Origin of the sequence: Devosia geojensis, from assembly GCF_000969415.1 — a bacterium.
Lineage (GTDB): Bacteria > Pseudomonadota > Alphaproteobacteria > Rhizobiales > Devosiaceae > Devosia > Devosia geojensis.
In genome coordinates this window covers 1-26,235 of record NZ_JZEX01000039.1, presented here as the reverse complement: position 1 = coordinate 26,235, position 26,235 = coordinate 1, and the positions used below count along the sequence as shown (strand labels likewise).

Genomic DNA, 26,235 nt, shown 5'->3' with positions numbered 1-26,235 from the left:
TTTCTGACGCCCTGGGGCCCAGCCGACCTAGCCCTGCGGCTTTCCGACGGCATCCACCATCCACTGGACACCGAACTTATCCAGGCACATGCCGAAGGTGTCGCCCCAGGGTGCTTTTTCGAATGGCACGGTCACCGTTCCGCCGGCAGAGAGCTTGTCCCAATAGCCGCGCAGCTCCGCTTCGTCCTCGCCGCTAAGGGAAACCGAGATATTGGTGCCGGGTTTGTAGTCCATGCCCGGAGGCGTGTCGGACGCCATCAGCGTCAGCCCATTGGGCGTTTCCAGCATGGAGTGCATGATCTTGTCTGCATCCGCCGGGTTTTCGCTCATGCCGAAGTCGCCGAACGTACTGATGGTGAGCTCGCCCCCGAAGACCGAGTGGTAGAATTCGATCGCCTCCCGGGCTGTGTCGCGAAAGCTGATATAGGGGTTGAGACGAGTGACCATTGGGATCCTCCCTTTCGTCTGCTGCACCGGTCCGGATTATTCCTCGTGACGTGGTGAAAAGCAAAGGCGGATGCCGCCGCGGTCAGGCGTCCTCTTCTTCCTCTTTCTCGGCTTCACCCGCATAGTCCGGGTGGAGCGAGGCCATGGGGATGTCGAACCGCCATTCGATGCCGTCCGGGTGCAACTGCCGCTCGACCTCGGCGCCGAGCGCGCCGCCGACCATCGATTTGAGCACGGTGGTGCCAAATCCCTTGCGTTGCGCCGGATCGGTCTCGTCGGATTGAGAAAAGGGGGCTGCCTGCGTGTGCTCGCGCCAGCGGAAGGCGAGCCGGTCCCCCTCGATCTGCCAGGACACCTCGAGCCTGCCCTTGTCGTTGGAGAACGCGCCGTACTTGGCCGCATTGGTCGAGAGCTCGTGGGCCGCCATGCCCATGATCTGCGCGGCCTGTGCGTTGAGGCGCACCGGGCCGCCGGTCAGCTTCAGACGCTCGCCGTCCGAGGGACCGAAGGGCGCGATCTGGCGGCTCAGCAGCTCGTTGAGGTCGACGCCCACGCGTCCGTGGGTGAGCAGCAGGTCCGTCGAACTTGCAAGGCCGAGAATGCGTTTCTCGAAGCTCTGCACATAGTGGTCGATGTCCTCCTCGCCGCGCGCGGTCTGCTTGGCCATGGCCGCGATCACCGTCATCTGGTTCTTCGAGCGGTGCGCGAGCTCGCGCATCAGGAACCGCACCTCCGCCTCGGCCGACTGCCGCTGCGTCGAGGCTTCGGCGAGCGCCTGCGACACTTCCGCGATCTCGGCGACGGGGTAGGGCTTGGCCTCGACGCCCTCGCCGCGTCCGAGCCGGCGCGCGTCGCGCGCAAGGCCCCGCACCGACGAGCCGATCCGGCCCGTGACCCAGTAGAGGGTCACGATGATGAGCGCGGCCAAAATGACGGCGCCCGCCATCAGCGAGAGCAGCGCATCGAGAAGCGGGCGGGTGATGACCTCGACCGGCGCCCAGGAAACGAGCCGCCAGCCCGTGAGGCCCGAGCGCTGGATGACAGTCTGGTAGGCGTCCCCGTTCGCGGCCACCTGCTGCCAGCGGGTCGAGAACGGTTGGTTGAGCGCGTCGAACTGGGTGAAGATCTCGCCCGTCCCTCCGGCGCCGAACGAGGCGGCGATCACCTGGCCGTCGGCATCGAGCAGCGCGCTCGACCAGCCGTCCGGCAGCCGGTTGGTCAGGAGCGCCTGCGCGATGTTGTCGGCGCGCTGGTTGAGGGCGATGATCTTGCGCCCATGGGGGCCGAGGTCGATCGGAAGGAGGATGTTGTAGGTCCAGTCCTGCGTGACCGGATTGCGCACCAGGTCAGTGATGACCACCGCATCGGTCTCGAAAGCGCGCCGGATGGTATCCTGGTCGGCGATGGGGGGAACGACCTCGCCGAAGGGGGCGTCCGTCGACATCAGCGTCGAAAGATCGGCGTTGACGATGAAGAGATTGGCCCGGCTGCTCGCGAGCGCCGTCTGTGCATAGACGTGGAAGGAGCGGAAATCCCCCTCATGCAGCGCAGCCGAGGTTTCCAGCACCCGCAGAGTCGTGATGTTGGCGTTGATCTCGCGCTCGACTGCCTGCACCAGCGAGCGGGTCGTGGCCGAGATCAGCGTTTCGATGGTGGTTTCCTGCGCCTGCTGGTTGCGCTGCATCAGCAGGCCGGCGAAGACGAAGGAGGGCACCAGCGTGATCAGCGCCAGCACCAGCAGATAAGCCGCGATGGACCAGGGCTGGCGCCGTTTACCGGCGTCCGCCGGGGCGCTCGCGCTTTTGGTCTCGGTGAGTGTGGCCATGATCCGCTTATTGCCGGTAGTATGTGTGGGCACACCATAAACGTGCTGGCCGCGCGCGACCAGCACACGTTGGCGCTAACTTTGTCCGCGCAATCCACAAGCGCGTTGGTGTGGCGGGGATTCGGGGCTGGCAAAGTTTGTCGGGTCAGCTAGCCTCACTTATATCCGGTGTGCGTTAGTAGGAGTTTTCGATGAGCCGGTTGCTCGCAGCGGTGCTGTTTGCCGTCCTGGCCCTGGTTGGATCTGCCCATGCTCAGGAAGGAGCCGTGTCGTCCGAAGAGCAGGTGATTCTGGATCTCCTCGGGCCCGATCCTGTTACGGCCGAGCAGTTCACGCCTGAATTCCTCGCCCAGGTGCCGCTCGCTCAGGTCGAACAGCTCCTCTCCCAGATCAAGGCGACTATCGGCGCGCCCGAGGAGGTGCGCTCGAGCGCGGACGGCTTCGAGGTCGAGACGCGCACCCACACCATGCCGGTCCAGATCACCCTCGATGCCGATCGGCGCATATCGAGCCTTCTTTTCCGCGCGCCGGTGCAGAAGAATGCCTCGGTCGCCGACATTGCCGCGCAGTTCGATAGTCTCGAAGGCTCCGTCTCCTATCTCGTCCTGCGGGACGGCGAGGTGCTTGCCGAGCGTGGTGCCGATACGCCCTTGGCTGTCGGTTCGGCGTTCAAGCTCGCGGTCCTGGCGCTCCTCAACGAGGCGATCGAGCGCGGCGAGCACAGTTGGGACGAGGTCGTGCGGCTCGAACGCCGCCACATCTCGCTGCCGACCGGCATCATGCAGAATCTGCCCGCAGGCTCGCCCGTGACCCTCCATACGGCCGCCGCCATGATGATATCGATCAGCGACAACACGGCGACCGACCTCCTCATCGACGTCGTCGGGCGCGAGGCGCTCGCACAGAAGCTGGGCGTCGATTTCGCGCTGACGACCCGCGAATTCTTCTTCCTCAAGGGGGATCTGGAGACGCGGGGCCGGTTCCTGGCTGCTTCCCCCGAGGAAAAGGCGGAGATCGCCCGCGAGATCGCGGGCCGGCCGATGCCGGCGCTCAACCCCAATCTGTCGCTGCACGACGAGGGGGTCGAGTGGTATGTCCCGGCCCGCCGGCTCTGCGAGCTCATTGCCGAGGTCGCCGATCTCGACGTGATGACCATCAATCCGGGCATCGCCACCCCGGGCGATTGGGCGCGCGTCGCCTACAAGGGCGGCAGCGAAACCGGCGTGCTCAACTTCACCACCCATCTCGTCGGCCGCGACGGCAGCCAGACCTGCGTGGTGATGACCATCAACGACGACAGCGCCATTTCGGCGACCACGCCGACCTCGATCTACGCCTCGATCCTGGCCGCCCTCGCGCCGCAGAGCGAGGAATAGTGGCACGAATCCTGGAGCGAGTCAGGTTTTATCGGAATCGGCGGTTTTGCGCTCCCTCCCCCCTTAAGGGGGGAGGGAGCCGGATGCCTCCCGTTTCCGTCAGAAACTGACAGAGTCTAGGCGGCCCCCCGCCAGTGCGCTTTGAGCGTCGCCGGCGTGTGCATGTTGCCGTAGAGGTATTGCCAGAAGGCGGTGCGCTCCTCGGGCTTGACCGTCCGCCACACCTCGTGCACCGCCACGTCCCCGCACCAATAGGCGTAGACGAACGGGGCGCGCAGGTTGTGCGAAAGGAAGGCGAGGCGCGAGCGGGCCGTCACCGGATCCTGGAAGCCACCCAGCGCGATCACCGGCACGATCTCGTCGAGCGTCTTACCCTCTTCGTGCATCATCCAGGCGGCGTTGCAGCGTAGCGCCCCGCGTAGGCGCTGCAGCGCGACACCGAGCTCGTCGCCCGGCCCCTCGATCCAGTCGAGGAAGAAGAGCCCATTGTCGGCGATACCCTCGAAGAGGGCGCTGCTTGCCGAGCTGGTGACGACCTGGGCGGCATCGAGCGGCATGGTGCCCTCGGCGACGCCCGTTTCGCGCAGCTTCAGGTGCACGAGATGGCCGGGGAACACCTCGTGGGTGGCAAGGTGCTTTAAGGCAAAGCGCGTGTAGGGGAAGTCGAGGTTCATCAGAACCTTGCGGGTGGGATAATCGCAATAGGCCGAGAACGGCGCGGCGCTGACGCCCTCCGGCTCCATCCACTCGCTGTCCATGGGGTACATGACGGCAGACACGCGCTCGCGTGCCTCGCGGGTCAGATCCCGCATGGTGTCGAGCACGTTGTCGACCGGCACGCGATTGTCTGCTTCCCAGCGCGCGAGGTCGTCGGCCAGTTCGCTGCCGGAATAGCCCATCTCGTCGAGCTTGGCCCGGATCGTTGCGCGGTAGCCGTCGAGGATCGCCTGGTCGACCAGCCGCGTGTCGACCCGGATCTGCCGACGCACGCGGTCGGCGAACGAGATCGGCTCTTCCTTGAAGGTCGTGACGAGCGCGAGCAGCGAGTCGATCATCTCGGCGAGATAGTCGCGCCGCAGCGGGCTCTGTGCTTCCGCGTCGAGCCGAGCAAGGAGTGCTCGCAGCGCCGCCTCCGCCTCGTCATAGTCGCGCAGTGGCCTCGGCTCGACCTCGGCGACCGCGACGGGGATCAGTCCCTCGCGGTCGAGGAAGCCGTCGCTGCGCGGCGCATTGCGAAAGAGCCGGTCGATGCCGGCGGTGAGTTCGGCGAGGTCCCGCCCCAGTTGCATCGCAAATCTCCTGAAGGTCAGAAGTGGCCGGCGACGGCCTTGGGCCGGTAGGGGGCTTCCATCTCGGCGACGTCCTCATCGGTCAGCTTGACGTCGAGTGCCCCGACCGCATCGTCGAATTGATGCAGCTTGGAGATGCCGACGATGGGCGCGGTGATGCCCGGTCGGCTCGCGACCCATGCGTAGGCGATCTGCGCCATCGGCCGCCCGTGGCGTTCCGCCACGCGCTTCACCGCCGCGACGATCGCCTCGTCCTCGGGCGTGCGGTCGCGGTCATAGAGCCGCACCGCCGTGCTGTCGGTCTGCGCGCGCGTCGATTGCGCCGCCTCGCCTTGGCGGCCGGCAAGGCGCCCGCGCGCCAGCGGACTCCACGGGATGACGCCGATGCCTTCCGAGCGACAGAGCGGCAGCATCTCGCGCTCCTCCTCGCGGTAGAGGAGATTGTAGTGGTTCTGCATGCAGACGAACGGCGCCCAGCCTCGGGCACGCTGCAGCCCAAGCGCCTTCATGAACTGCCAGGCGTGCATGGAGGAGGCGCCGAGATAGCGCACCTTGCCGGCCCGCACCACGTCGTTGAGGGCATCGAGAGACTCTTCAAGAGGCGTGTCGTAGTCGAAGCGGTGGATCTGGTAGAGGTCGATGTAATCCGTCCCCAACCGCTTGAGGCTTGCATCCACCGCCTCGAAGACGTGCTTGCGCGACAGGCCCTTGTCGTTGGGGTCCTCGGTCATCGGGTTATAGAGCTTTGACGCGATGACGAGCTTATGTCGGGGAACGCCCGAAAGCACCTTGCCGACGATCTCCTCGCTCGCGCCCTTCGAATACATGTCGGCGGTGTCGAAGAAGTTGATGCCGAGGTCGAGCGCCTTCTCGATGATCGGGCGGGAGGCGGCTTCGTCGAGCACCCAGGGCTGCCAGTCGGGGGAGCCGAAAGTCATGCAGCCGAGCGACAGGCGCGAGACTTTGAGACCCGTACGGCCGAGATTGACATAATCCATTAGAACACCTCCTCCTTCGGGAAAAGTTCGCGGGCGGCACCTCGCGTCCCATGTATCCACCTGCATACGAAGTGAGGAACGCCACGTCCAGCCTCTGGTTCGACAGCGATTGTGCACAGACTTTCGGCGAATGCAAACTGTGTACAAATTTTTGCCAGACACTATTGCGCTCTGCGGACGGGATGAATACGGTTAGGTGTACTGACGGACTAGAACACATGTTCCCCATCGACGCCTCCAGCATCGACAAGTCCCTACCCGTTCCCGTGGGCACGCAGCTCTATGGGCTCTTGAGCTATACGCTCGCCTTCGGCGACATGCCGTACGGGACCAAGCTGCAGTCGGTACGCCAGCTCGCCGCCGAGCTCGGCATCGCGCCGATGACCGTCACCCAGGTTTACCAGCAGTTGCGCGATGCCGGTCTCATCGAGATCCGCCAGGGGCTCGGCGCCTTCACCGCGCGCCATCCGCTTGCCGTTCGCGACGAGAAGCTGCCGATCAATGCATTGCGGTCAGATATCGAGACGATCGTGGGCAAGGCCGAGGCGCTCGGCATCTCCACCATGGAGCTCGTCTCCATGATCAACGCGCGCGCCCAGCTGCGCCGGCCGAATGTGGGCCTCTCCCTGGTGTTCGTGTGCATATTCGAGGGGCCCGGGCAGGACTATGTGGACCAGATCCGCAGCGCCCTTACCGCCTCCGACACGATCAAGCTCGTCACTCTCGAGAGCCTCAAGGTGCCCGGTCCGCAGCGCGAGGCGTGCCGCGCGGCCGATCTCGTGCTGACCTTCGTCCATCGCGAGGCGGAGGTGAAGGCATTGATCGACGTGCCGGCAGAGCAGGTTCTTGGCCTGCGCTTCATCCCCTCGCAGCGCACCCGGCAGAACCTCGCCGGTCTTGACCCGCGCGCGCGGGTCGCGGCGGTCACCCACTTCCAGGAATACATCGCCATCATGCGCCCGAGCGTGCGCGAGTTCGCCCCGCATGTGGCGGACGTGCGCGTGACCTGGTCGTCGTCGCCGGACCTCGGCGAGGTCATCACCGCCTGTGACGCGGTGATCTACGCCTCGGGCGCCGATCACGTGGCCGATCTCGCGCCGCCCAACGTCCAGTGCTTCGAATACCGCCACGCGCCGGACCCCGGCGCGCTGGAAACCATTCTGGTGCCGCGGCTGACTGAGCTGCGTCAGCTTCGCGCCGGCCAGGAGAACGGAACGGACGGGGAGACGGCCGAGGGGGCCGTCCGCCGCAGGTCCGCTTAGCCCCACGCAGACCAAGACAAAAGGGAACAGGGAATGAACAAGTTTCTCATCACGGCCAGCGCCATTGCCCTCATGGCGTTCGCTGCTCCGCTCGCCGTTGCGCAGGATGCCGATACCCTCGTCATCGGCACCGACGTCGATGCGGGCACGCTCGACCCGCGCCTGACGCGCGACACCACCGCCTCGCGCACCGCCGACCTCATCTATGCCGGCCTCGTCCACATCACCCCGACCCTGGAGGTGGTGCCGGACCTCGCCGAGAGCTGGGAGAACCCGGACCCGACGACGTTCATCTTCAAGCTGCGGCCGGACCTGACCTTCTCGGATGGCTCGCCGCTGACCGCCGAAGACGTGGCTTTCACCTATTCAACCATTATCGATCCGGACTTCAACGCGCCGCAGCGCGCGCTCTATACCCCGATTGCCTCGGTCGAGGCTGTCGATCCGCAGACGGTCAAGTTCACCCTCTCGGCCCCTTACGCGCCGCTCCTCACCTACATGGACATCGGCATCGTGCCCAAGGCCCTGGTCGAGGGCGGGCATGACCTGGCGCTTCAGCCCATCGGCGCCGGGCCGATGAAGCTCGTCTCCTGGAACCGCGGCAGCGAGATCGTGCTCGAGGCCAACGATACCTACTGGCGCGGCGCGCCCGAAATCGAGAACGTGACCGTCCGTATCATCGGCGACAACTCGGCCCGCGCCCAGGCGTTCGAAGCCGGCGACCTCGACGTCATCCAGTCCCCGCTCTCGCCGCAGGACATCGAGCGGCTGGCCAATGACGATCGCTTCGGCAACGCCATCATGGCCGGTCTTGGCGTCAACTACATCAACTTCAACACCAAGGACCCGTTGCTCACCGACCCGAAGATGCGGCAGGCCTTCTCGATGCTCATCGACCAGGAAACGATCGTCAACGACATCTACAAGGGCGTCGATCAGGTGGCGCACTCCATCATCCTGCCGTCCTCCTGGGCCTATTCGGACGCGATCTCGCAGCCGACCTTCGACCTCGAAGGGGCCGTGGCTCTCTTCAACGAGCTCGGCTGGACCGACAGTAACGGCGATGGTTTCCTCGACAAGGACGGGCAGGACCTTGCGGTGACCCTCGCCACCCACAGCGAGGACCCCAACCGCGTCCAGACCATCGAATACATGCAGGCGATCTTCGAGATGGCCGGCGTCAAGGCGACGGCGCAGATCACCGACTGGCCCTCGTTCTCGACCAACTATGTGCAGCAGGGCCAGCACCAGATCGCGCTCCTCGGCTGGCTCAACATCGTCGATCCCGACCGGCTGATGTTCGCGCAGCTGACGACGGACGGCTCGACCAACTGGGGCGGCTATTCCAACCCGCAGGTTGACGCTCTCCTGCAGGAGGCCCGCTCGACCCTCGACCAGCCGGCCCGGGCAGAGGCCTACCAGCAGGCCGCGACCATCCTTGCCGAGGAGCTGCCCTACTTCATCGTCTCGGCCCAGGGCTACCAGCTCTTCTACGCCAAGGACCTGCCCGTCGAGGTGCAGGCGACGCCCCGCGGCAACTTCCGCGGCCTCATCGGCTTTACCGACTGACCCTGCCTTAAGCCGGCGCACTCCCGTGCGCCGGCCGCTTTTTTCTTTCGCGCGAGTTGCCGATGACGTTCCACCAGGTTCTGAGTGCCGAGTTCTACGAGAAGGTCCACGCCGATATCCGCAAGCGCATGGACGCGGCGGACATCGACCTCCTCCTTCTCGATTCCAACGACGACGTGATCTATACGACCGGCTTCTCGCACTATACGACCGAGCGGCCGGTGGTCTTCGCCATCACCCGCGACGGGGCTTGGCTGCTGCTCCCCAAGCTCGAGGAAGCGCATGCGGCCCACCAGAACATCGCCGCCGAGCCCATCGTCTATTTCGAGTTTCCCGGCGTCGACCGGCCGTTCGACGTGCTGGGCCGCGCCTTCCCGGAGATGAAAGGGACGGTGGCTTATAGTCACGCCATCTCGCTCGCCCGCGTCGGGCAGATCGAGGCGGCGTTCCCCAATGCCAGGCGCGTCATCCCGACCGACATCGTCCAGAAGATGCGGCTGGTGAAATATCCGCAGGAGATCGCGCTCCACCGCGAGGCGGCGCGCATCTCCGACGAGATGGTCGTCGCGGGCGTCGGGCTCATCGCCGAGGCGATGCGGGCCGGCCGCGAGCTGCCGAGCGAGATCGAGATCGAATCCTTCGTCTCCCGCCACGCCATGAAGATCATGCACGAGGAACACGCCGACGTGATGCTCGTGCAGGGGCTGGCGAGCGGCCTCGTCTATTCGGGCGCGCGCTCGGCTTTTCCGCACGGCATGCCGACCGGCAACCCGGTCAAGCGCGGCGAGAGCATCATCCTCTCGCTCGGTTGCCGGGTGGGCGGGCGCGCCGCCGAGAGCGAGCGCACGCTCTTCATCGGCGAGCCGACCAGCGAGCAGCAGGGTCATTACGCGGTCGCCTATGAGGCGCAGCGCATGGCGACGGCGGCGCTGATCGCCGGCAAGACCTGCGCCTCGGCCGACAATCTGGCGCTGACCTATATCCGCGACAGCGGCATGACCGACTATCTCCTCCACCGCGTCGGCCACGGCATGGGCATCATGTTCCACGAGCCGCCATGGGTGGAGGCTGGCGACCAGACGCTCCTCGAACCCGGCATGATCACCTCCAGCGAGCCGGCGATCTTCGTTCCCGGCTTTGCCGGCTACCGCATCGCCGACACGGTGCTGATCACCGCCGACGGGCCCGACAGCATGACGCACTATCCGCGCGCGATAGACGACGTCGTCATCGGCTGATCGCTTCCGGTTTGGTTTTGATTTCAGGAAAGGAGCCGACGACATGTTCGCCTATGTAGTCCGCCGGCTGCTGCTGCTCGTGCCCATGGCGATCGGCATGGTCGTCGTCACCTTCGGCCTGCTGCTCATCATCCCCGGCGATCCGGCCGCGGTGCTGCTGGGCCAGGACGCAACGCCCGAGGCGATCGCCAATCTGCGTGGTGCCCTCGGCCTCGACGATCCCTGGTATGTCCGGCTCTGGGACTATTTCGCCGGGCTCCTGCAGGGTGATATGGGCCGCTCGATCTTCCTGAACCAGGCGGTGTCGCAGATCATCATGGGCCGGCTGGGCGCGACCATCGAGCTTGCGGTCGTGGCGCTGATCATTGCCACCCTCATCGGCCTCACCCTCGGTATCGTCGCGGCGATGCGCCAGGGCTCGCTGGTCGATACCCTCACCATGCTCTTCGCCCAGCTCGGCGTCTCGATGCCCGTCTATTGGCTGGGGCTCCTCTTGATGCTGCTCTTTGCCGTGCAGCTCGGCTGGCTCCCCGCCATCGGGCGCGGTCCACCGATGATCGACGCGATCGGCGCGGCGCTGACCGGCCGTCCGGGCGTCCTCTGGGATTCCCTGCGCCACATCGCGCTGCCGGCGCTGGCGCTCGCCGCCAGTTCGGCCGCGATCATCTCGCGGCTGGTGCGCGCCTCCATGCTGGAGGTTCTGCGCGAGGACTTCGTGCGCACCGCCTACGCCAAAGGCCTGCGGCGCGGCCGCGTGGTGGTGCGCCATGCGCTCCGCAATGCGCTCCTGCCGGTCCTCAGCGTCATCGGCCTGCGCTTCGGGGCCCTGCTCGGCGGCGCCGTCATCACCGAGTCGATCTTTGCCTGGCCGGGCCTCGGGCAGCTGACCATCGCCGCCATCTCGCAGCGCGACCTGCCGCTGATCCAGGGACTGGTGCTGACCTTCGCCATCATCTTCGCCCTGGTCAACCTCGTCGTCGACCTCCTCTATGCCGCGGTCGATCCGCGCATCCGCCTGCGGTAACCGCCCATGCGCCTGCCCAAAGCCCTCCGCAACACCTCCCTCGTCATCGGCGCCGCCATCTCGCTCGCCATCATCCTCTGCGCGATCTTTGCGCCCTATGTCGCGACCCACGGCGTCGAGCAGATGGACATGCGCAACCGCTTCGCCGGCCCCAGCATTGAGCATCTCCTCGGCACCGACAATTTCGGGCGGGACCTCTGGTCGCGCATGGTGTTCGGGGCACGCGTATCGCTCTCCATCGCGCTGATCTCGGTCGCCTGCTCGGCCGTCATCGGCACGGTCGTCGGGCTCGTCGCCGGCTATTTCGGCGGCTGGGTCGACCAGGTGCTGATGCGGGTGACCGATATCTTCCTCGGCTTCCCGGCCATTGTCCTGGCGCTCGCCATCGTCGCGGTGCTGGGGCCGGGCATGTTCAACGTCTCGCTCGCCATTATCGTCGTCGCCTGGACCGAATACGCACGCGTCGTGCGCTCGACGACGCTGGTGCTGCGCGAGCAGAACTACGTGCAGGCGGCCAAGGCCCTCGGCGCCAGCCCTGCCCGCATCATCTTCCGCGAGATCCTGCCCAACGCGCTGGGGCCGATCATTGTGCTCGCTTCCCTCGGCCTCGGCACGGCGGTCATCTCGGAATCGGCGCTGAGCTTCCTCGGCTTCGGCCTGCCGCCGCCGACCCCGACTTGGGGCTGGACGCTCTCCTACGGCACGCGGTTCATGCGCGATGCGCCGTGGCTCTCCATCGTTTCGGGCGCGACCATCATGGTCACCGTGCTCGGATTCAATCTCCTCGGGGACGGCCTGCGTGACGTCCTCGACCCGCGCCAGCTCTCGCGCGGCGGAGGCATGGCCGCAAAGGCCAGTTAAACCAAAGGACTTTCTTGAATGGTCAAATCGATCAACCAGCTTCGCCCCAAATTCACCACCCACGCCGACGGGAGCGACGCCGTACTCTATATTCATGAGCTCGTGGGCGAGGAGGACGGCCCGACCATCGGCATCTCGGCGGCCATCCACGGCAACGAGAATACCGGCTCGCAGGCCGTGCTCGAGCTCTTCCGCATATTGCGCAACCTGCCGCTGAAGGGTCGCATCCTCTTGCTGCCGGTCGCCAACCCTTACGCCTTCGCCGTCAACGAGCGCTTCTCGACCATCGACAAGGTCGACCTCAACCGCCAGTTCCCCGGCAACCCCAAGGGCACTTACAGCCAGCAGCTCGCCCATGCGCTGACCCAGGAATACCTCAACGTCATCGACGTCCATATCGACCTGCACTCGGGCACCGACCGGCCGACCGTCGACTACGTCTATATCTGGAATGACGAGAAGCTCTCTCGCGCCTTCGGCTCGCGGCTCCTCTATCGCCCGGTCGAGAACAAGCAGGGCACGGTTTTCGGCGGCACCACCAAGTCGGTGACCATCGACACGCACAACATCCCCGTTGCGGTCATCGAGCTCGGCGGCGGCATCGTCGACCAGGGGCCGTACGTCAAGCGCACCGTCGACGGTGTGCTCAATATGCTGAAGACCCTCGGCGCCATCCCCGGCGATCCGTGGCAGAACCCCGAGCAGATCGTCGTCAACGAGCTTGCCGGCATCCGCCCAAGCCAGGCTGGCTGGCTCGAGCCCCTGTGCCCGGCCAATGGCGAGTTCATCAAGGGCGGTGAGCTCCTAGGGCGCGTGGTCAGCCCCTACACCTTCGAGGTGCTGGAAGAAATCCCGACGCCCTTCGAGAACGGCGTGATGATCATGCAGCACCTGACGCGCAACCTCGTCGCCAGCGGCGACTACGGCTTCATGGTGGGCAACCTCGAGGGCGCGACCGACTAGAGACGGGCAGATATGGCATTTTCTCTCCTCCCCCGATTGTCATCCCGGCGAAAGCCGAGACCCAGTACCCACGGATCTGGCGGCTCACGCACGACGAGCGGGAGGGGGATGCCCGGCAGGAGTCGAAGCGATATCGTTTACTGGGTCCCGGCTTTCGCCGGGATGACAGTCGGAGCAGGATCGCAATGAGTATCTCTCCATCCGCCTCGCAGGTACCGATCCTCGCGGTCGAGGGTCTCGACATCGAGATCCGCGGCCCCAACGGGTCCTTTCCGGTCGTCTCGGAAATGGCGTTCACCGTCAGGGCCGGCGAGACGCTCTGCATCGTGGGCGAAAGCGGCTGCGGCAAGTCGATGACGGCGCTTTCGCTGCTGCGCCTGCTGCCCGAGGCGGCCCATGTCAGCGCGGGAAGGATCCTGATCGAAGGCGCCGATTTCCTCACCATGGGCGAGCGGCAGGTGGAGGACTGGCGTGGCGAGAAGATCGCCATGATCTTCCAGGAACCGCTGACGGCGCTGAACCCGGTGCTGCGCATCGGCGAGCAGATCGCCGAGGCCGTGCGCCAGCATCGCCGTTGCTCGCACCGCCAAGCGCATAGGCGCGCGATCGAGGCCCTGACGCTGGTGCAGATGCCCGATCCCGAGCGGCGCGCCGGCCAGTTCCCGCACGAGCTCTCGGGCGGCATGCGCCAGCGGGCGATGATCGCCCTCGCGCTCGCCTGCGACCCCAAGATCATCATCGCCGACGAGCCGACGACAGCCCTCGACGTCACCATCCAGGCGCAGATCCTGGGGTTGATCTCGGACCTGCAGAAGCGCCTCGGCACCGCGCAGATCCTCATCACCCACGATCTCGGCGTCGTCTCCGAGGTCGCCGACCGGGTGATCGTCATGTATGCGGGCCGCAAGGTCGAGGAGGCCAGCATCTACGACCTCTTCGACAATCCCATCCACCCTTATACCATCGGCCTCATGGGCGCCGTGCCGCGCAAGGGCGCCTCGGCCGAGGACGGCGATCGCCTCGCCGACATTCCGGGCACCGTGCCGCCGCTCTGGAACCTGCCCAAGGGCTGCGCCTTCGCCCCGCGCTGCCCGGGCGCCTCCGAGCGCTGCCGCCAGGAGCGCCCGCCCCTGACGGAAAAGCGGCCCGGCCACTGGGCTGCCTGCTGGGAGCACGACGATGCCTGATACCGCCCCACTCCTCAGCGTCGACGACCTCGAGGTCCATTTCCCGATCAGGGCGGGGGTGCTGCGCCGCCAGGTCGGCGCGGTCAAGGCCGTCGACGGGGTGAGCTTTACTTTGAAGCGCGGCGAGACCCTGAGCCTTGTCGGCGAGAGCGGCTGCGGCAAGTCGACGACGGGCCTGGCACTGATGGGCCTCGTGCAGCCGACCGGCGGAAAGGTGCGATTCGACGGGCGCGAGATCGCCGGTTTTCGCCGCAAGGAGCTGCGCGACTACCGGAAGCGCATGCAGATCGTCTTCCAGGACCCGTTCTCGTCCCTCAATCCGCGCCAGAAGGTGCGCGACATCATCCGCGCGCCGCTCGACATCCACGGCATCGGCACGAAGGAGGAGCGCGAGGCGGCGGTCGCCGACCTGATGGCGCGCGTCGGCCTGCGTCCGGACCAGGCGGACAACTATCCGCACCAGTTCTCGGGCGGGCAGCGCCAGCGCATCGGCATCGCCCGCGCGCTCGCCTTGAAACCCGACATCATCGTCGCCGACGAGCCGGTCTCGGCCCTCGACGTCTCGGTGCAGGCGCAGATCCTCAATCTCCTTGCCGACCTGCAGCGGGATTTGGGCGTTGCCTATCTCGCCGTCTCGCACGACCTCGGCGTCGTCGAATACATCTCGCACCGGGTGGCGGTGATGTATCTGGGGCGCATCGTCGAGATCGGCCCCAAGGAACGCATCTTTTCGGCCCCGCAGCACCCCTATACCGAGCTCCTCATGCGCTCGGCCCCCTCGCACGATCCGCGCCACCGCCACAGCTTCAGCGCAACGAGCGACGACATCCCGAGCGCGACGAAACGCCCCTCCGGCTGCGCCTTCCACACCCGCTGCCCGCTGGCGACGGACCTTTGCCGGCGCGTCGACCCGCAACTGACCGCCCGCGACGACGGCCGCGAGCTCGCCTGCCACCACCGATAGGAACCCGACATGAGCCAGAGCTATCTCTTCACCGGCGGCCGCATCCTCGATGCGGAGGCGGGCCAACTCCTCGACGGGCAGAGCGTGCTGGTGACCGGCGATCGGATTGTCGCGGTGGGCACGGACGTCGCGGCGCCCGGCGACACGGTCGAGATCGCGCTCGGCGGGCGCACGCTGATGCCCGGGCTCATCGACTGCCATGTGCATGTGGTGGCCGAAACGCTCGACCTCTGGTCCAATATGATCGCGCCCTCCTCGCTTGCAGCCCTGCGCGCCGCACGGGTGATGAACGAGATGCTCATGCGCGGCTTCACGACCCTGCGTGATCTGGGCGGCGCCGACATCGGCCTCACCTGGGCGGCGGAGCAGGGGCTTTTCACCGGCCCCCGCCTCGTCATCTGCGGCAAGGGGCTGACCACCACCGGCGGCCACGCGGACCTGCGCAAGCGCACCGACGACCGGCCGGGGATCTTTTCGGAGCGCGTCGGCTCCATGGGGCTGATCGTCGACGGCGTCGACAATGTGCGCCTGGCCTGCCGCACCCTTATCAAGGAGGGCGCGCACTTCATCAAGGTGATGGCCAATGGCGGGGTCTCCTCGCCCAACGACCCTATCCATTCGATCCAGTATTCGCGGGACGAAATCCTCGCCATGGTCGAGGAGGCCGAAAATGCAGGTCTCTACGTTTCCGCCCACGTCTACACCGACAAGGCGATCGGGCGCTGCGTCGAGCTCGGCGTCCACTCGCTCGAGCACTGCAATCTCATCGAGCCGGAAACCGCAAGGCTCGCGGCGCAGAAGGGCTGCATCGCCGTGCCGACCCTCGTCGCCTACGACGCCCTGGCGCTCGAAGGCGAGGCGCTCGGCCTGGGCGCTGCCGAATTTGCCAAGATCGAGGTGGTGAGGAGCGGCGGATTGCGCTCGCTCGAGATCATGCGCGACGCGGGCCTGCCCATGGCCTTCGGTTCGGACCTCCTTGGGGAACTGCGCAAGTACCACTGCATGGAGTTCGAGCTTCTCGCCAAGGTGCTCACCCCAGCCGAGATCATCCGCTCGGCAACCGTCATCGGCGCCCGCCTCTGCCGGCTCGAGGGCGAGGTCGGCGTCATCGCGCCGGGCGCCAGCGCGGACCTGCTGGTCGTCGATGGCGACCCGCTCGGCGACATCGGTCTCCTGCAGGGCGATGGCGCCCACATGCCGGTCATCATGGCGCGAGGCAAATTCGCCAAGAAGGCGCTGAACTAGCGCCGGGCTCGAAGTCGGCGCGGCTGAAGGGGGCGTCGAGCAGGCAAGGATCGCAACACCGGGGACGCGTCCCGGAATCGGGCACGAAAGCGCCGCGGCGATGCTGGACGAGCCGCGGTCTGCACGATAAAAGCCATCGATTGTTCAAGGGGCGCCGGTGGGGTGCCCGATCCCCGCGACGAAAGCCTGGTGATGACGAGCGTTAGCGATATCCGGTCGAGTTTTGTCGAGTACTTCGCGCGCGAAGGCCACGAGGTGGTGGCCTCCGGTCCGCTGGTGCCGCGCAACGATCCGACGTTGATGTTCACCAACTCGGGCATGGTGCCGTTCAAGAACGTCTTCACCGGCCTGGAGAAGCGCCCGTACTCGACCGCGACCAGCGCCCAGAAATGCGTGCGCGCCGGCGGCAAGCACAACGACCTCGACAATGTCGGGTTCACCGCGCGTCACCACACCTTCTTCGAGATGCTGGGCAATTTCTCGTTCGGCGACTATTTCAAGGAACGCGCCATCGAGCTGGCCTGGGGGCTCATCACCCGCGACTTCGGTCTGCCCAGGGACCGGCTGATGGTCACCGTCTACGAGGACGACGACGAAGCGCATGCGCTCTGGAAGAAGATCGCCGGCTTTTCCGACGACAGGATCGTGCGGCTGGGCGCCAAGTCGAACTTCTGGCAGATGGCCGATACGGGTCCGTGCGGCCCCAACTCCGAGATCTTCTACGATCACGGCGAGAGCGTTCCCGGCGGCCCGCCGGGCTCGCCCGATGAGGACGGCGACCGGTTCGTCGAGATCTGGAACCTCGTCTTCATGCAGTTCGAGCAGCTTGCCGATGGGTCGCGCACCCGTCTGCCGCGCCCCTCGATCGATACCGGCATGGGGCTCGAGCGCGTGGCGACCGTGCTGCAGGGCGTGCACAGCAACTACGATATCGACCTCTTCAAGGCGCTGATCGCTTCGGCTGCCCAGGTCACCGGCACCGAGCCCGGCGGGTCAGGCGTCACCAGCCGCCAGGTCATGGCGGACCATCTGCGCGCCATGTCCTTCCTCATTGCCGAGGGCGTGCTGCCCTCCAACGAAGGGCGCGGCTACGTGCTGCGCCGCATCATGCGCCGCGCCATGCGGCATGCGACGCTGCTTGGCGCCAACGAGCCGGTCATCCACAAGATGGTGCCGGTGCTGGTGCGCGAGATGGGCCAGGCCTATCCCGAGCTCTCGCGCGGCGAGGCGATGATCACCGAGACCGTGCGGCTTGAAGAACAGCGTTTCCTCAAGACCCTCGGCCGCGGCCTGCAGATCCTCGCCGAAGAAAGCGAAGGCCTCAACGAAGGCGCAACGCTTTCGGGCGAGACTGCCTTCAAGCTCTACGACACCTACGGCTTCCCGCTGGACCTCACGCAGGATGCGCTGCGCACCCGCGGCATCGGCGTCGACCAGGCCGGGTTCGATGCGGCCATGGCCCGCCAGAAGGCCGAGGCCCGCAAGAACTGGGCGGGGTCCGGCGAGGCGCGCACCGACGAGGTGTGGTTCGCCGTCGCCGACCAAGAGGGTCCGACCGAATTCCTCGGCTACGAGACCGAAACGGCCGAGGGCGAGGTCCGCTTGCTGGTCAAGGACGGCGCGCAGGTCGACACGCTCGCTGTCGGCGAGGAGGGCTTTGCCGTTCTCAACCAGACACCGTTCTACGGCGAAAGCGGAGGCCAGATCGGGGATACCGGCACGATCCGCGGCGAGGATGTGTCAGCCGATGTCCTCGATACAGTCAAGTTCCACGGCGTTTTCGCCCACAAGGTCAGTGTCACCGCCGGCACGCTCAAGGTCGGCCAGGCGCTCGAGCTCGTCGTCGACCACGCACGTCGCTCGTCGATCCGCGCCAACCATTCGGCGACCCACCTCCTGCACGAGGCGCTGCGCCAGGTTCTGGGCGACCATGTCGCGCAGAAGGGCTCGCTCGTCGCGCCCGACCGGCTGCGCTTCGACTTCGTCCATACCAAGGCCATGACGCCGCAGGAGATCGCCGAGGTCGAGGACATCGCCAACGCGATCATCCTGCAGAATGCTCCGGTCGAGACGCGCCTGATGGGCGTCGAGGAAGCCAAGGAATCGGGCGCCCGCGCGCTCTTCGGCGAGAAATACGGCGACGAGGTGCGGGTCGTGTCGATGGGCGAGCCGGTCGGCAATGCGCTCGGCTGGTCGGTTGAGCTCTGCGGCGGCACCCATGTGCGGCGCACCGGCGATATCGGTCTCGTCTCGATCCTACGCGAGGAAGGGGTTGCCGCGGGCGTGCGTCGCCTCGAGGCGATCACGGCCGATGCCGCGCGTCATCGCGGCAACGCCAATGTCGCCATCGTCAACTCGGCCGCGTCCCTGTTGCGCGCCGGCCCGCATGAGGTGCTCGATCGCATCGAGGCGTTGCAGGAGCAATTGAAGCGCTCTGAACGCGCGCTTTCCGAGGCGCGCCAGAAGCTTGCCATGGGCGGCGGAGCAGGGAACGGTCCGGCGCAGACCGAGACGATCAACGGCGTCACCTTCATCGGCCGCATCGTCGAAGGCCTGCAGCCCAAGGACCTGCGCGGCCTCGTCGATCAGGCCAAGAAGCAGGTGGGCTCAGGGGTTGTCGCCATTGTCGGCGTCACCGAGGACGGCAAGGCGGGCGTCGCCGTCGGGGTCACCGACGATCTCGTCGCCAAGGTCTCGGCGGTCGACCTTGTCAAGGCCGGTTCCGCCGCGCTCGGTGGGCAGGGCGGCGGCGGGCGCCCGGACATGGCGCAAGCGGGCGGCCCCGACGGCAGCAAGGCCGACGAAGCCATAGGCGCCATCCGCGCCGCGCTTTAGGCAGAAGTCCCGAGGTATCATCGAAGCGACGGCGGTGGGCGCTTGCCCTGCCGCGCGCCGATCAGGCGGCGTCGCCGGCGATGCTGAACCAGCGCGCCGCATCCGGCGGCGCGGCGGGGGCCTCGACGGCCGGCAGCGTCGCCGCGATCCGTTCGGCTTGGGCCAGGCATTCGACAAAATCGGGGGCTGCTTCGGCCGGCCGGTCGGGCGTCCCGCTCCAGCCGCAGAGATCGGTGAAGCCGAGGGCGGGTTCGCGCGTTTGCCCGCCATGGCGCCAGCGGCCGGAGGCCGTGTCGCAGGTATAGGCGGCGAGGAACCGATGACCATGGCGGGCGATGAACTTCACCGCTTCGAGGATGAAGCCGGTCTCGTCCGCATCGAGGAAGAAGTTGAAGTTGAGCCGAACCCAGCCCGGCCGATAGGCGCTGAGGCCCTGGCGGACGAGGCCGTCATATTCGGCCGCGCGCGTGTCGTCGATGCCGAGCAGGTCATGGGCATAAGGTCCGGCGCACGAGCACCCGCCCCGCGCCTGGATGCCGAAGAGGTCGTTGAGCAGCGCGACGACGAAATTGGGGTGGAGATACCGCGCACCGTGGCGGATGTTGAAGGAGAAGATGGCGAGCCGATCCAGGTCTGCAGGACCGAGGACCTCGATATCCGGCTTGGCTCCCCAAACCTCGAGCACGCGTGCAACCGTCGCCCGTTCGATGGCCTCGATGGTGTCGGCGCCGATATCGGCTTTCAGCTGCATGACCATGCCGGCGCGGATATCGCCGACGACGTTGGGCGTGCCCGCTTCTTCGCGCCGCTCCTCGTCAGCGACGTAGCGGTGGGTACGGGCCGTGACATAGGCGACGGTGCCGCCGCCCGGCACGCTCGGAACCGGCGCATGTAGTAGGCGCCTGTCGGCGACCAGGACGCCCGACGCGCCGGGGCCGCCGACGAACTTGTGCGGTGAGAGGAAGATCGCGTCTATGTGGTCGTCCGCTCCAGGCATCGTCTCGCCGATGTCGATGGGCAGGTATGGGGCCGCGGCGGCGTAGTCGGCGAAGAACTCGGCCCGGTGCTGGTGGAGGAGCCTGGCGAGCGCGCGCATGTCGGTGCGCAGCCCCGTGACATTCGACGCCGCCGAGAAGCTGCCGATACGGCGGGCGGCATCCTTATGAGCCGTCAGCTCCCGCTCGAGCGTCGTCACGCAGAGCCGGCCCTCTCCGTTAAGGGGAATGCGCACGACCCTCGCCCCCGACTCGCGCCAGACGAGATCGTTGGAATGGTGTTCGTAGGGCCCGACAAAGACCACCGTATCGAGCGCTTCGGAGCCGCGATGGCACAAGCCCAGAACGCTCGCCAGCTTGTTGACGGCGGCCGTGGCGCCCGATCCGCAAAAGATCACGGCATGCCGCTCGTCCGCTCCCACCGCCCTGCGGATGGCGGCGCGTGCCCCCTCGCGCAATCGCGTCGTCTGCAGGCCCGTATAGGAGGTTTCGGTATGGGTATTGGCGTAGGTCGGCAGAACCTGCCTGGCGACCGACGTCTCGATGAAGTCGAGCGCCCGACCCGACGCCGTATAGTCGGCATAGACGAGCCGACGCGCCCCGAAGGGGCCTCTGATAGCTGCCTTGTCGCCGACAAGGGCGTCGCGAACGCGACGGATCAGGTGTTGCGAACGGGGCGGGATGAACTGCATGCGAACCTCTCGTAGGTATAGTGTGCCTTTATTTTGGATTTTTGAAGCATAAAATCATCTTCAGTTAGTCCGATGAGGGAAAAATATCCGAGTTCGTGCGCTGAGGCGAAACGCGAACGACCTTGCCGCCGGCGGGAACCCGGTTGGCCGCTTCGCATTGACTCTTGAGAACTGATGCCTGCAAGGAGAACGATCATGCCTTTGCCCAGCCTCAAGGATCAGGCCGGTGGCAGGGATAGGCTCCTGCCCATGCATATCGCCCATAACAGCCTGCTGTCGGCGCGCGAGAAGCTCGATCTCCTAAACGAGATGAAAGCAGGCGCGACCGGGGCTCTCGAAGACGGTGGAGATATCGGATTCGACCCTGCCGAGATCGACGCGGCGATCGCAGAGGTCCGCCGCGGCGTGCAGGACGGGGTTGGCAGCGAGACCGTCCTCAAGGGAGATTTCTGATGCCTGATCCGAGGGAAGAACGCCAGCCTGAGGTGGCTAAGGTCGACAGGCTGGTCGACGAGCAGGGCTCGCCCATCGAGGTGCCGGAGAACTCGGGCCTCAAGCCTGCCGACCTTGCCGAGGCCAGCGTCGGGGCGACGAGCCCGACCAGATGGTGGGCGTATGGACTCGTCGGCCTTGCCGTAGTCATTGCCATCCTCTTCCTGCTGCAGATTTTTTCCGGCGCGCCGAGCACCGAGGTACAGCCCGGCACGCCAGTCTCCGAGCCCGTCGTCGAGCCGCCGGCTGCCCCGCAATAGACCATGGTTTTGCCTGATCCGACCGCTAGACCAATGGCGATTGGTCCTGGACCAGCCAGATCGTCACGAGGAGGAGATCGACCATGATGGCATCATCGAAGTTCGGCCGGCTTGTGGGGGGCGTCGCGGTTCTGGCCGCGGCAGTTGCCCTTTCCGGCTGCATGAGCGCGCGCTCGGACCAGTCGTTGCCCGGCATGGGGCCGGACGATTGCGGGGCCAGCACCCTGCAGTCGCGCATCGGTCAGCCTGTCGTGCAGGGCGCCGGCGGCACCAGCATCGGCGGCGTCGCCGTCAACGCGCCGGGCGCCATCCGCGTCATCGCGCCGGGTCAGCCGGTAACGCAGGACTACAGCACCGGCCGGCTCAACCTCGACGTCGATGCGTCCGGTCGGCTCGTGCGGCCCTGGTGCGGCTGACGAGGTATTCGCAAAAGCCAGACCCTCAATGCTTTTCAGCCTCTGGCCCGGCGCGTCGCGCCGGACATAATGTGATGCGTTTTCCGCGCCGCCAACAGCACAGAGTCGAAAAGCGATGCCGCAGGTCACCTTGCCGCCGGATCCCTGGCAGAACGTCACCACAAAGGGCGGTCTTCCGGCCGACGAGGTGATCTCGGGCCTCCAGAAATGCCTAAGGCGGGGACTGACCGAAGAGGCTCTGCTCATCGCCTATGAGATGTATGTGACGAGCGCCGAGCTCGAGGAAAAGCTCTGGTCGCGCCTCTGCGTCATCGCCGTCGAGGACGTCGGCATGGGCACGCCCGATCTGCCGGTGCTCGTCGAGACGCTCTATCGCCAGCACGAGCGATACCCGCGCCCGGTCGGTGACCGGTTCCTCTTTGCCGCCCATGCGGTGCGCCTCATCGCACAAAGTCCCAAGGACCGCACCAGCGACGACATGGTCAACTTCGCCCGGCTCGAGAACGCCGTACGCGGCAAAGCTCCGGAGATCCCGGACTTCGCCATCGACATGCACACGCGGCGAGGCTGGCAGATGGGGCGCGGCTACGAGCACTTCATGACCGAGGCCTCGCGGGTCGAGAACGCCATTGCGGGCGATCCTTCCTACCGCGAGCGCATTCTGGCGGCGATCGCCGCCGGCGAACTCTCCTGAGCATCGCCATGCGCGCCGATGTGCTGGTGCTGGGGGCCGGGATCGTTGGGGTGAGCGTTGCCGTGCATCTGGCTCAGCGGGGGCGGCAGGTGGTGCTCATCGACCGGCAGGCGCCGGGGCGGGCGACATCCTATGGCAATGCGGGCCTCATCCAGCGCGAAGGCGTGCTGCCGCGGGCGTTTCCGCAGGATTGGCGGGCAATCCTCAACTATGCGCGCAATGCCAGCACGGATATGCACTTTCACCCGTCGGCGTTGCCAACTCTGGCCCCGTTCCTGGCACGTTATTGGTGGCATTCGTTACCCGAACGTTACCGCAAGACGGTCATCAGCTATGCAACGCTGATCGAACATTCGGTGAGCGAGCATGCCCCGCTGATCGCGGCGGCCGACGCCGGGCATCTCGTCGGGAAGAATGGCTGGCTCTCGCTCTTCATGAGCCCCGAGGGGCGCGACAAGGCGTTCGCCGAAGCCGAGTGGATTGAAAGCGAATTCGGCATCGCGCATGCGCGGCTTTCGGGCGCTGAGTTGCGCAACCGGGAGCCGGGCGTGACTGCGGACTTCGCCGGGGCGCTGCACTGGCGCGATCCGTGGACGGTGCGGGACCCGGGCGGGCTGGTCGCCGCCTATGCGGCCTATTTCGAAAAGCTCGGCGGCCGGTTCATCACCGGCGATGCATTGCGGCTCGAGGCCACGGCGGACGGCTGGCGGTTGGGCGATGTCTCGGCGCGCGAGGCGGTGATCGCGCTCGGCCCCTGGGCGGGGGATCTGACGCGCCGGCTCGGCTATCGGCTGCCGCTCGGCATCAAGCGCGGCTATCACATGCATTTCGCGCCGGACGCGCAGCAGCCGCTGAGGCACTGGATGCTCGATACCGAGGGCGGATACCTGATGGCGCCGATGGCGATGGGCCTGCGGCTGGCGACCGGGGCCGAGTTCGCCCGCCGCGACGCGCCGGCCACTCCGGTGCAGGTCGAACGCGCCGAGCGGACCGCCCGCACCCGCTTCGCCTTCGGCGCGCGGCTCGACGAAAAGCCGTGGCTCGGCGCGCGGCCGATGACGCCGGACATGCTGCCGGTCATCGGTCCGGCCCCGCGCCACGAGAAGCTGTGGTTCGCCTTCGGCCATGCCCATCACGGACTGACGCTGGGACCGGCGACGGGTCGGTTGATCGCTGAGATGGTCACCGGGCAGGCGCCTTACATCGATCCCGCGCCGTTCTCGGCGCGGCGGTTCGGGCGGAGCTAGGCTCGCATTGTAAGACCCCTCACCCTCACCCTCTCCCCGAAGGGGCGAGGGGGTGGCATCGTGGCTGCGATGGTGTGTCGGCCGCTTGGCCGGAGCCGTCCTCTCCGTCCGGTTCGTGCTTCGCAGGAAGGAGCCTAGCGCACGAACGCCAGTGGCACGGTGAACGTCCAGCTCTGCCGGCCGGCGCCCGCGGGTATGGCGGGGAAGGGGGCCGCGCGCTGGACCGTCTCGATGCCGGCCGCGTCGATGGCCGCGTTCCCCGACGAGCGGGCGATGCCGATGCCGCCGGCCGAGCCATTGGCGGCGACGGTGAAGGTGACGTGCACCTCGCCGGCCGCCCCGCCGGCGCCCGAGGGATAACGCAGCGCGCGGCGCAGCTTGGCCACGATCTGGCTCGGGTATCTCGCCGTTTCGGCGTTCCCGCCCGAGCCGGTCGAGCCGCCCTGTCCGGCCGAGGAGCGGGATGCGACGGAATCGGCGTTGCTCTGCCCGCTATTGCCGGCTTGCGTGGGTGGCGTGCGGCGCGGTTCCTGCTGCGTCTGCCGAGGTGGTGGCGTTTCGCGGCGCGGCTGCGGCACGTAGGTCGGTTCGCTGCGCCTGGCGATGGTCAGCGTCTGCGGAACCGGCGCGATCTTGACGTCCTCCTCGGCGAGGGGTTCGACCGTTTGCGGGGCGACCGGCTGCGGCATGTCCGGAACGCTCGCGACCTCTATGGGCGCAACGCTTTCGGGCGAAACGGTCTGCGTCTCTGCCGCGAGAATGGTTTGGCTCGCTGCCGCCGGCTCGATGCTCTCGACGGTCTCTGCGCTCACCGGTTGGGCCGCCGCCGGCTCGGCCGTTTCGGCCTCGGTCATCTCTATGGGCTCGGGCGGTGCCGCCTGCTCCACCGGTTCGACGGGCTCCAGCGTCTCGGCCGTCACCGCAACGCTTTCGGCCGATCCGGCCGAGACGAGGGTGTTGGTGGCGCTGCTCTCGATGGTCTCGGTCGTGTTGGTCGAAACGGTCGCCAGTGAAATGATCTCGACCTCGACCGATCCCGCCGCCGGCGCATCCTCCACCGTTTCCGGCCAGGCAAAGCCGACAAAGGCCACGCCGACGATGGCGGCATGGGCAAAGAGCGAACCGGAAAGCGCCCGCCGCATCTAGGGGTTTGCTTCCGGCGCGGTGATGAGGCCGATCTTCTCGAAACCCGCGCCCGAGAGCGCGCCCATCACCCGCATGACCTGCCCGTAGGCGGCGGCCGTATCGGCGCGGATATAGAGCCGGTCGTCGGCGCCGGCGGCCACCTGCGCCTCGACGGTGGCGACTACCGCCTCGTAGGCGACGGGCTCGCCTTCGATCGAAATGGCCCCGTCCGCCGAAACCGTGATCGTAACGGGCCGGGCCTGCGGCTCCATCGCCCGCGCCCGGCTCTGCGGCAGGTCGATCGGCACGCCGACCGTCATCAGGGGCGCCGCCACCATGAAGATGATGAGGAGCACCAGCATCACGTCGACCATCGGCGTGACGTTGATCTCGCTGATCGGGGCAGCCTTGCCCCGGCGGCGTCCGCCGCCTCCGAGCGACATTCCCATTAGACGACCCCACCCATCAGGCAGCTCTCCCCGCATCGAGCTGGCGCGACAGCAGCGCCGTCAGCCGGTCGGCGAAGCCTTCGAGCCGGGCCGTCAGCTTGCCGGCGTCGGCCGAGAGCTTGTTGTAGGCGACGACCGCCGGAATGGCGGCCAGCAGGCCCAGCGCCGTCGCGAAGAGCGCCTCGGCGATGCCGGGCGCGACGACGGCGAGGCTCGTGTTCTCGGCCGCGGCGATGGCGGTGAAGGCGTTCATGATGCCCCAGACGGTGCCGAAAAGACCGACGAACGGACCGGCGCTGCCGATGGTGGCCAGGAACCCGAGGCGCTTTTCGAGTTCGGCGCTCTCCTCGGCGACGGCAAGGTCGAGGACGATCTCGAGCCGGCTCTGAAGGCTCCCGGCTGCGGAAGCCGCATGGCTCTTTTCCCACTCGTCCATGCCGGCCATGAAGACCGCGGCGAGCGCCGTCGGGTGCTTGCCCTCATAATCGCGCTTCAGCTCCGCCAGCGGCTTGCCCGAGGCGAAGGCTTTGTCGAAGACAGCCATGGCCCGGCGGGTGCTGGCGAACGTGGCGATGCGGTTGGCGATGATCGCCCAGCACCACACCGAGGCGAGGACGAGGCCGACCATCACGGTCTTGACCACCCAGTCGGCCTGCATGAAGAGGCCGATAAGGGAGAGTTCGTGTCCGGCTGCGGCTTCCATGACGGGGCTCCTAGTTGATTTGCCAAGAGGACGGAGCTGTCGGCTCCATCGCCTCCCTCCCCCTTGAGGGGAGGGAATG

24 protein-coding genes are annotated in these 26,235 nt (G+C 66.8%); 16 read left to right on the top strand and 8 right to left on the bottom strand.

Annotated features, from left to right (window positions below; translation table 11 throughout):
• Positions 1–27 precede the first annotated feature (27 nt).
• Both VE25_RS02350 and VE25_RS02345 read right to left on the bottom strand, forming a co-directional pair.
• A complete protein-coding gene (locus VE25_RS02350) occupies positions 28–447 on the bottom strand; it encodes a VOC family protein (protein ID WP_046106981.1) in 420 nt (139 codons plus the stop codon).
• Between the two features lie 82 nt (positions 448–529).
• The gene (locus VE25_RS02345; protein ID WP_046106980.1) at positions 530–2,272 is read right to left on the bottom strand and encodes a sensor histidine kinase; all 1,743 of its coding nucleotides are present in this window, start codon (positions 2,270–2,272) and stop codon (positions 530–532) included.
• Positions 2,273–2,463: 191 nt separating this feature from the next.
• Here VE25_RS02345 and VE25_RS02340 point away from each other — a divergent pair, with 191 nt between their 5' ends.
• A complete protein-coding gene (locus VE25_RS02340) occupies positions 2,464–3,648 on the top strand; it encodes a serine hydrolase (RefSeq protein WP_046106979.1) in 1,185 nt (394 codons plus the stop codon).
• Positions 3,649–3,764: 116 nt separating this feature from the next.
• Here the strand turns inward: VE25_RS02340 and VE25_RS02335 are convergent, their stop codons facing one another.
• Together VE25_RS02335 and VE25_RS02330 are read right to left on the bottom strand one after the other, a co-directional pair.
• On the bottom strand, positions 3,765–4,937 hold the full coding sequence (locus VE25_RS02335; protein WP_046106978.1) for a hypothetical protein: 1,173 nt from the start codon (positions 4,935–4,937) through the stop codon (positions 3,765–3,767).
• Positions 4,938–4,954: 17 nt separating this feature from the next.
• The gene (locus VE25_RS02330) at positions 4,955–5,935 is read right to left on the bottom strand and encodes an aldo/keto reductase (protein WP_046106977.1); all 981 of its coding nucleotides are present in this window, start codon (positions 5,933–5,935) and stop codon (positions 4,955–4,957) included.
• Positions 5,936–6,153: 218 nt separating this feature from the next.
• On the opposite strand from VE25_RS02330, the gene VE25_RS02325 reads away from it, so the two are divergent.
• From VE25_RS02325 to alaS, 10 genes are all read left to right on the top strand, one after another.
• Entirely contained in the window at positions 6,154–7,197 is a 1,044-nt protein-coding gene (locus VE25_RS02325) for a GntR family transcriptional regulator (protein ID WP_046106976.1), read from the top strand.
• Positions 7,198–7,230: 33 nt separating this feature from the next.
• On the top strand, positions 7,231–8,766 hold the full coding sequence (locus VE25_RS02320; protein WP_046106975.1) for an ABC transporter substrate-binding protein: 1,536 nt from the start codon (positions 7,231–7,233) through the stop codon (positions 8,764–8,766).
• A 62-nt stretch (positions 8,767–8,828) separates the two neighbouring features.
• Complete coding sequence (locus VE25_RS02315; RefSeq protein WP_046106974.1) at positions 8,829–10,004, top strand: M24 family metallopeptidase; 1,176 nt, start codon at positions 8,829–8,831, stop codon at positions 10,002–10,004.
• Between the two features lie 43 nt (positions 10,005–10,047).
• A complete protein-coding gene (locus VE25_RS02310; RefSeq protein WP_046106973.1) occupies positions 10,048–11,028 on the top strand; it encodes an ABC transporter permease in 981 nt (326 codons plus the stop codon).
• Between the two features lie 6 nt (positions 11,029–11,034).
• Entirely contained in the window at positions 11,035–11,889 is an 855-nt protein-coding gene (locus VE25_RS02305; protein ID WP_046106972.1) for an ABC transporter permease, read from the top strand.
• An 18-nt stretch (positions 11,890–11,907) separates the two neighbouring features.
• Entirely contained in the window at positions 11,908–12,852 is a 945-nt protein-coding gene (locus tag VE25_RS02300) for a succinylglutamate desuccinylase/aspartoacylase family protein (RefSeq protein ID WP_046106971.1), read from the top strand.
• A gap of 185 nt (positions 12,853–13,037) precedes the next feature.
• Positions 13,038–14,039, top strand: a complete 1,002-nt coding sequence (locus tag VE25_RS02295) for an ABC transporter ATP-binding protein (protein WP_046106970.1) — start codon at positions 13,038–13,040, stop codon at positions 14,037–14,039.
• Positions 14,032–15,003, top strand: a complete 972-nt coding sequence (locus VE25_RS02290) for an ABC transporter ATP-binding protein (protein ID WP_046106969.1) — start codon at positions 14,032–14,034, stop codon at positions 15,001–15,003. The genes VE25_RS02295 and VE25_RS02290 overlap by 8 nt, the downstream gene beginning before the upstream one ends.
• A 9-nt stretch (positions 15,004–15,012) precedes the next feature.
• Positions 15,013–16,248: a metal-dependent hydrolase family protein gene (locus VE25_RS02285; protein ID WP_046106968.1), complete on the top strand. Its 1,236-nt coding sequence runs from the start codon at positions 15,013–15,015 to the stop codon at positions 16,246–16,248.
• Between the two features lie 192 nt (positions 16,249–16,440).
• Positions 16,441–19,083 carry an alanine--tRNA ligase gene (alaS, locus tag VE25_RS02280; RefSeq protein WP_046106967.1) on the top strand — a complete coding sequence of 881 codons (2,643 nt, stop codon included), beginning with the start codon at positions 16,441–16,443 and terminating at the stop codon, positions 19,081–19,083.
• A gap of 61 nt (positions 19,084–19,144) precedes the next feature.
• Here alaS and VE25_RS02275 read toward each other — a convergent pair whose 3' ends face one another.
• Positions 19,145–20,770, bottom strand: coding sequence for an aminotransferase class V-fold PLP-dependent enzyme (locus VE25_RS02275; protein WP_046106966.1), 1,626 nt, complete (start codon positions 20,768–20,770; stop codon positions 19,145–19,147).
• Positions 20,771–20,965: 195 nt separating this feature from the next.
• Between VE25_RS02275 and VE25_RS02270 the strand changes: the two genes are divergently transcribed.
• From VE25_RS02270 to VE25_RS02250, 5 genes are all read left to right on the top strand, one after another.
• On the top strand, positions 20,966–21,223 hold the full coding sequence (locus VE25_RS02270) for a hypothetical protein (protein WP_046106965.1): 258 nt from the start codon (positions 20,966–20,968) through the stop codon (positions 21,221–21,223).
• The gene (locus VE25_RS02265; RefSeq protein WP_046106964.1) at positions 21,223–21,522 is read left to right on the top strand and encodes a hypothetical protein; all 300 of its coding nucleotides are present in this window, start codon (positions 21,223–21,225) and stop codon (positions 21,520–21,522) included. Before VE25_RS02270 ends, VE25_RS02265 begins: the two co-directional genes overlap by 1 nt.
• 83 nt (positions 21,523–21,605) lie before the next feature.
• Positions 21,606–21,938, top strand: a complete 333-nt coding sequence (locus VE25_RS02260) for an I78 family peptidase inhibitor (RefSeq protein WP_052731671.1) — start codon at positions 21,606–21,608, stop codon at positions 21,936–21,938.
• Between the two features lie 115 nt (positions 21,939–22,053).
• Complete coding sequence (locus tag VE25_RS02255) at positions 22,054–22,632, top strand: ATPase AAA (protein WP_046106963.1); 579 nt, start codon at positions 22,054–22,056, stop codon at positions 22,630–22,632.
• A gap of 8 nt (positions 22,633–22,640) precedes the next feature.
• Positions 22,641–23,879: an NAD(P)/FAD-dependent oxidoreductase gene (locus VE25_RS02250; protein WP_046106962.1), complete on the top strand. Its 1,239-nt coding sequence runs from the start codon at positions 22,641–22,643 to the stop codon at positions 23,877–23,879.
• Between the two features lie 134 nt (positions 23,880–24,013).
• Here the strand turns inward: VE25_RS02250 and VE25_RS02245 are convergent, their stop codons facing one another.
• Genes VE25_RS02245 through tolQ form a run of 3 tightly spaced genes read right to left on the bottom strand, consistent with a single transcriptional unit; the run spans position 24,014 to position 26,156 of the window.
• Positions 24,014–25,021: an energy transducer TonB family protein gene (locus VE25_RS02245; protein ID WP_046106961.1), complete on the bottom strand. Its 1,008-nt coding sequence runs from the start codon at positions 25,019–25,021 to the stop codon at positions 24,014–24,016.
• Positions 25,022–25,453: a protein TolR gene (gene tolR, locus VE25_RS02240; protein WP_046106960.1), complete on the bottom strand. Its 432-nt coding sequence runs from the start codon at positions 25,451–25,453 to the stop codon at positions 25,022–25,024.
• 16 nt (positions 25,454–25,469) lie between these two features.
• On the bottom strand, positions 25,470–26,156 hold the full coding sequence (gene tolQ, locus VE25_RS02235) for a protein TolQ (RefSeq protein WP_046106959.1): 687 nt from the start codon (positions 26,154–26,156) through the stop codon (positions 25,470–25,472).
• Between the last annotated feature and the right edge of the window lie 79 nt (positions 26,157–26,235).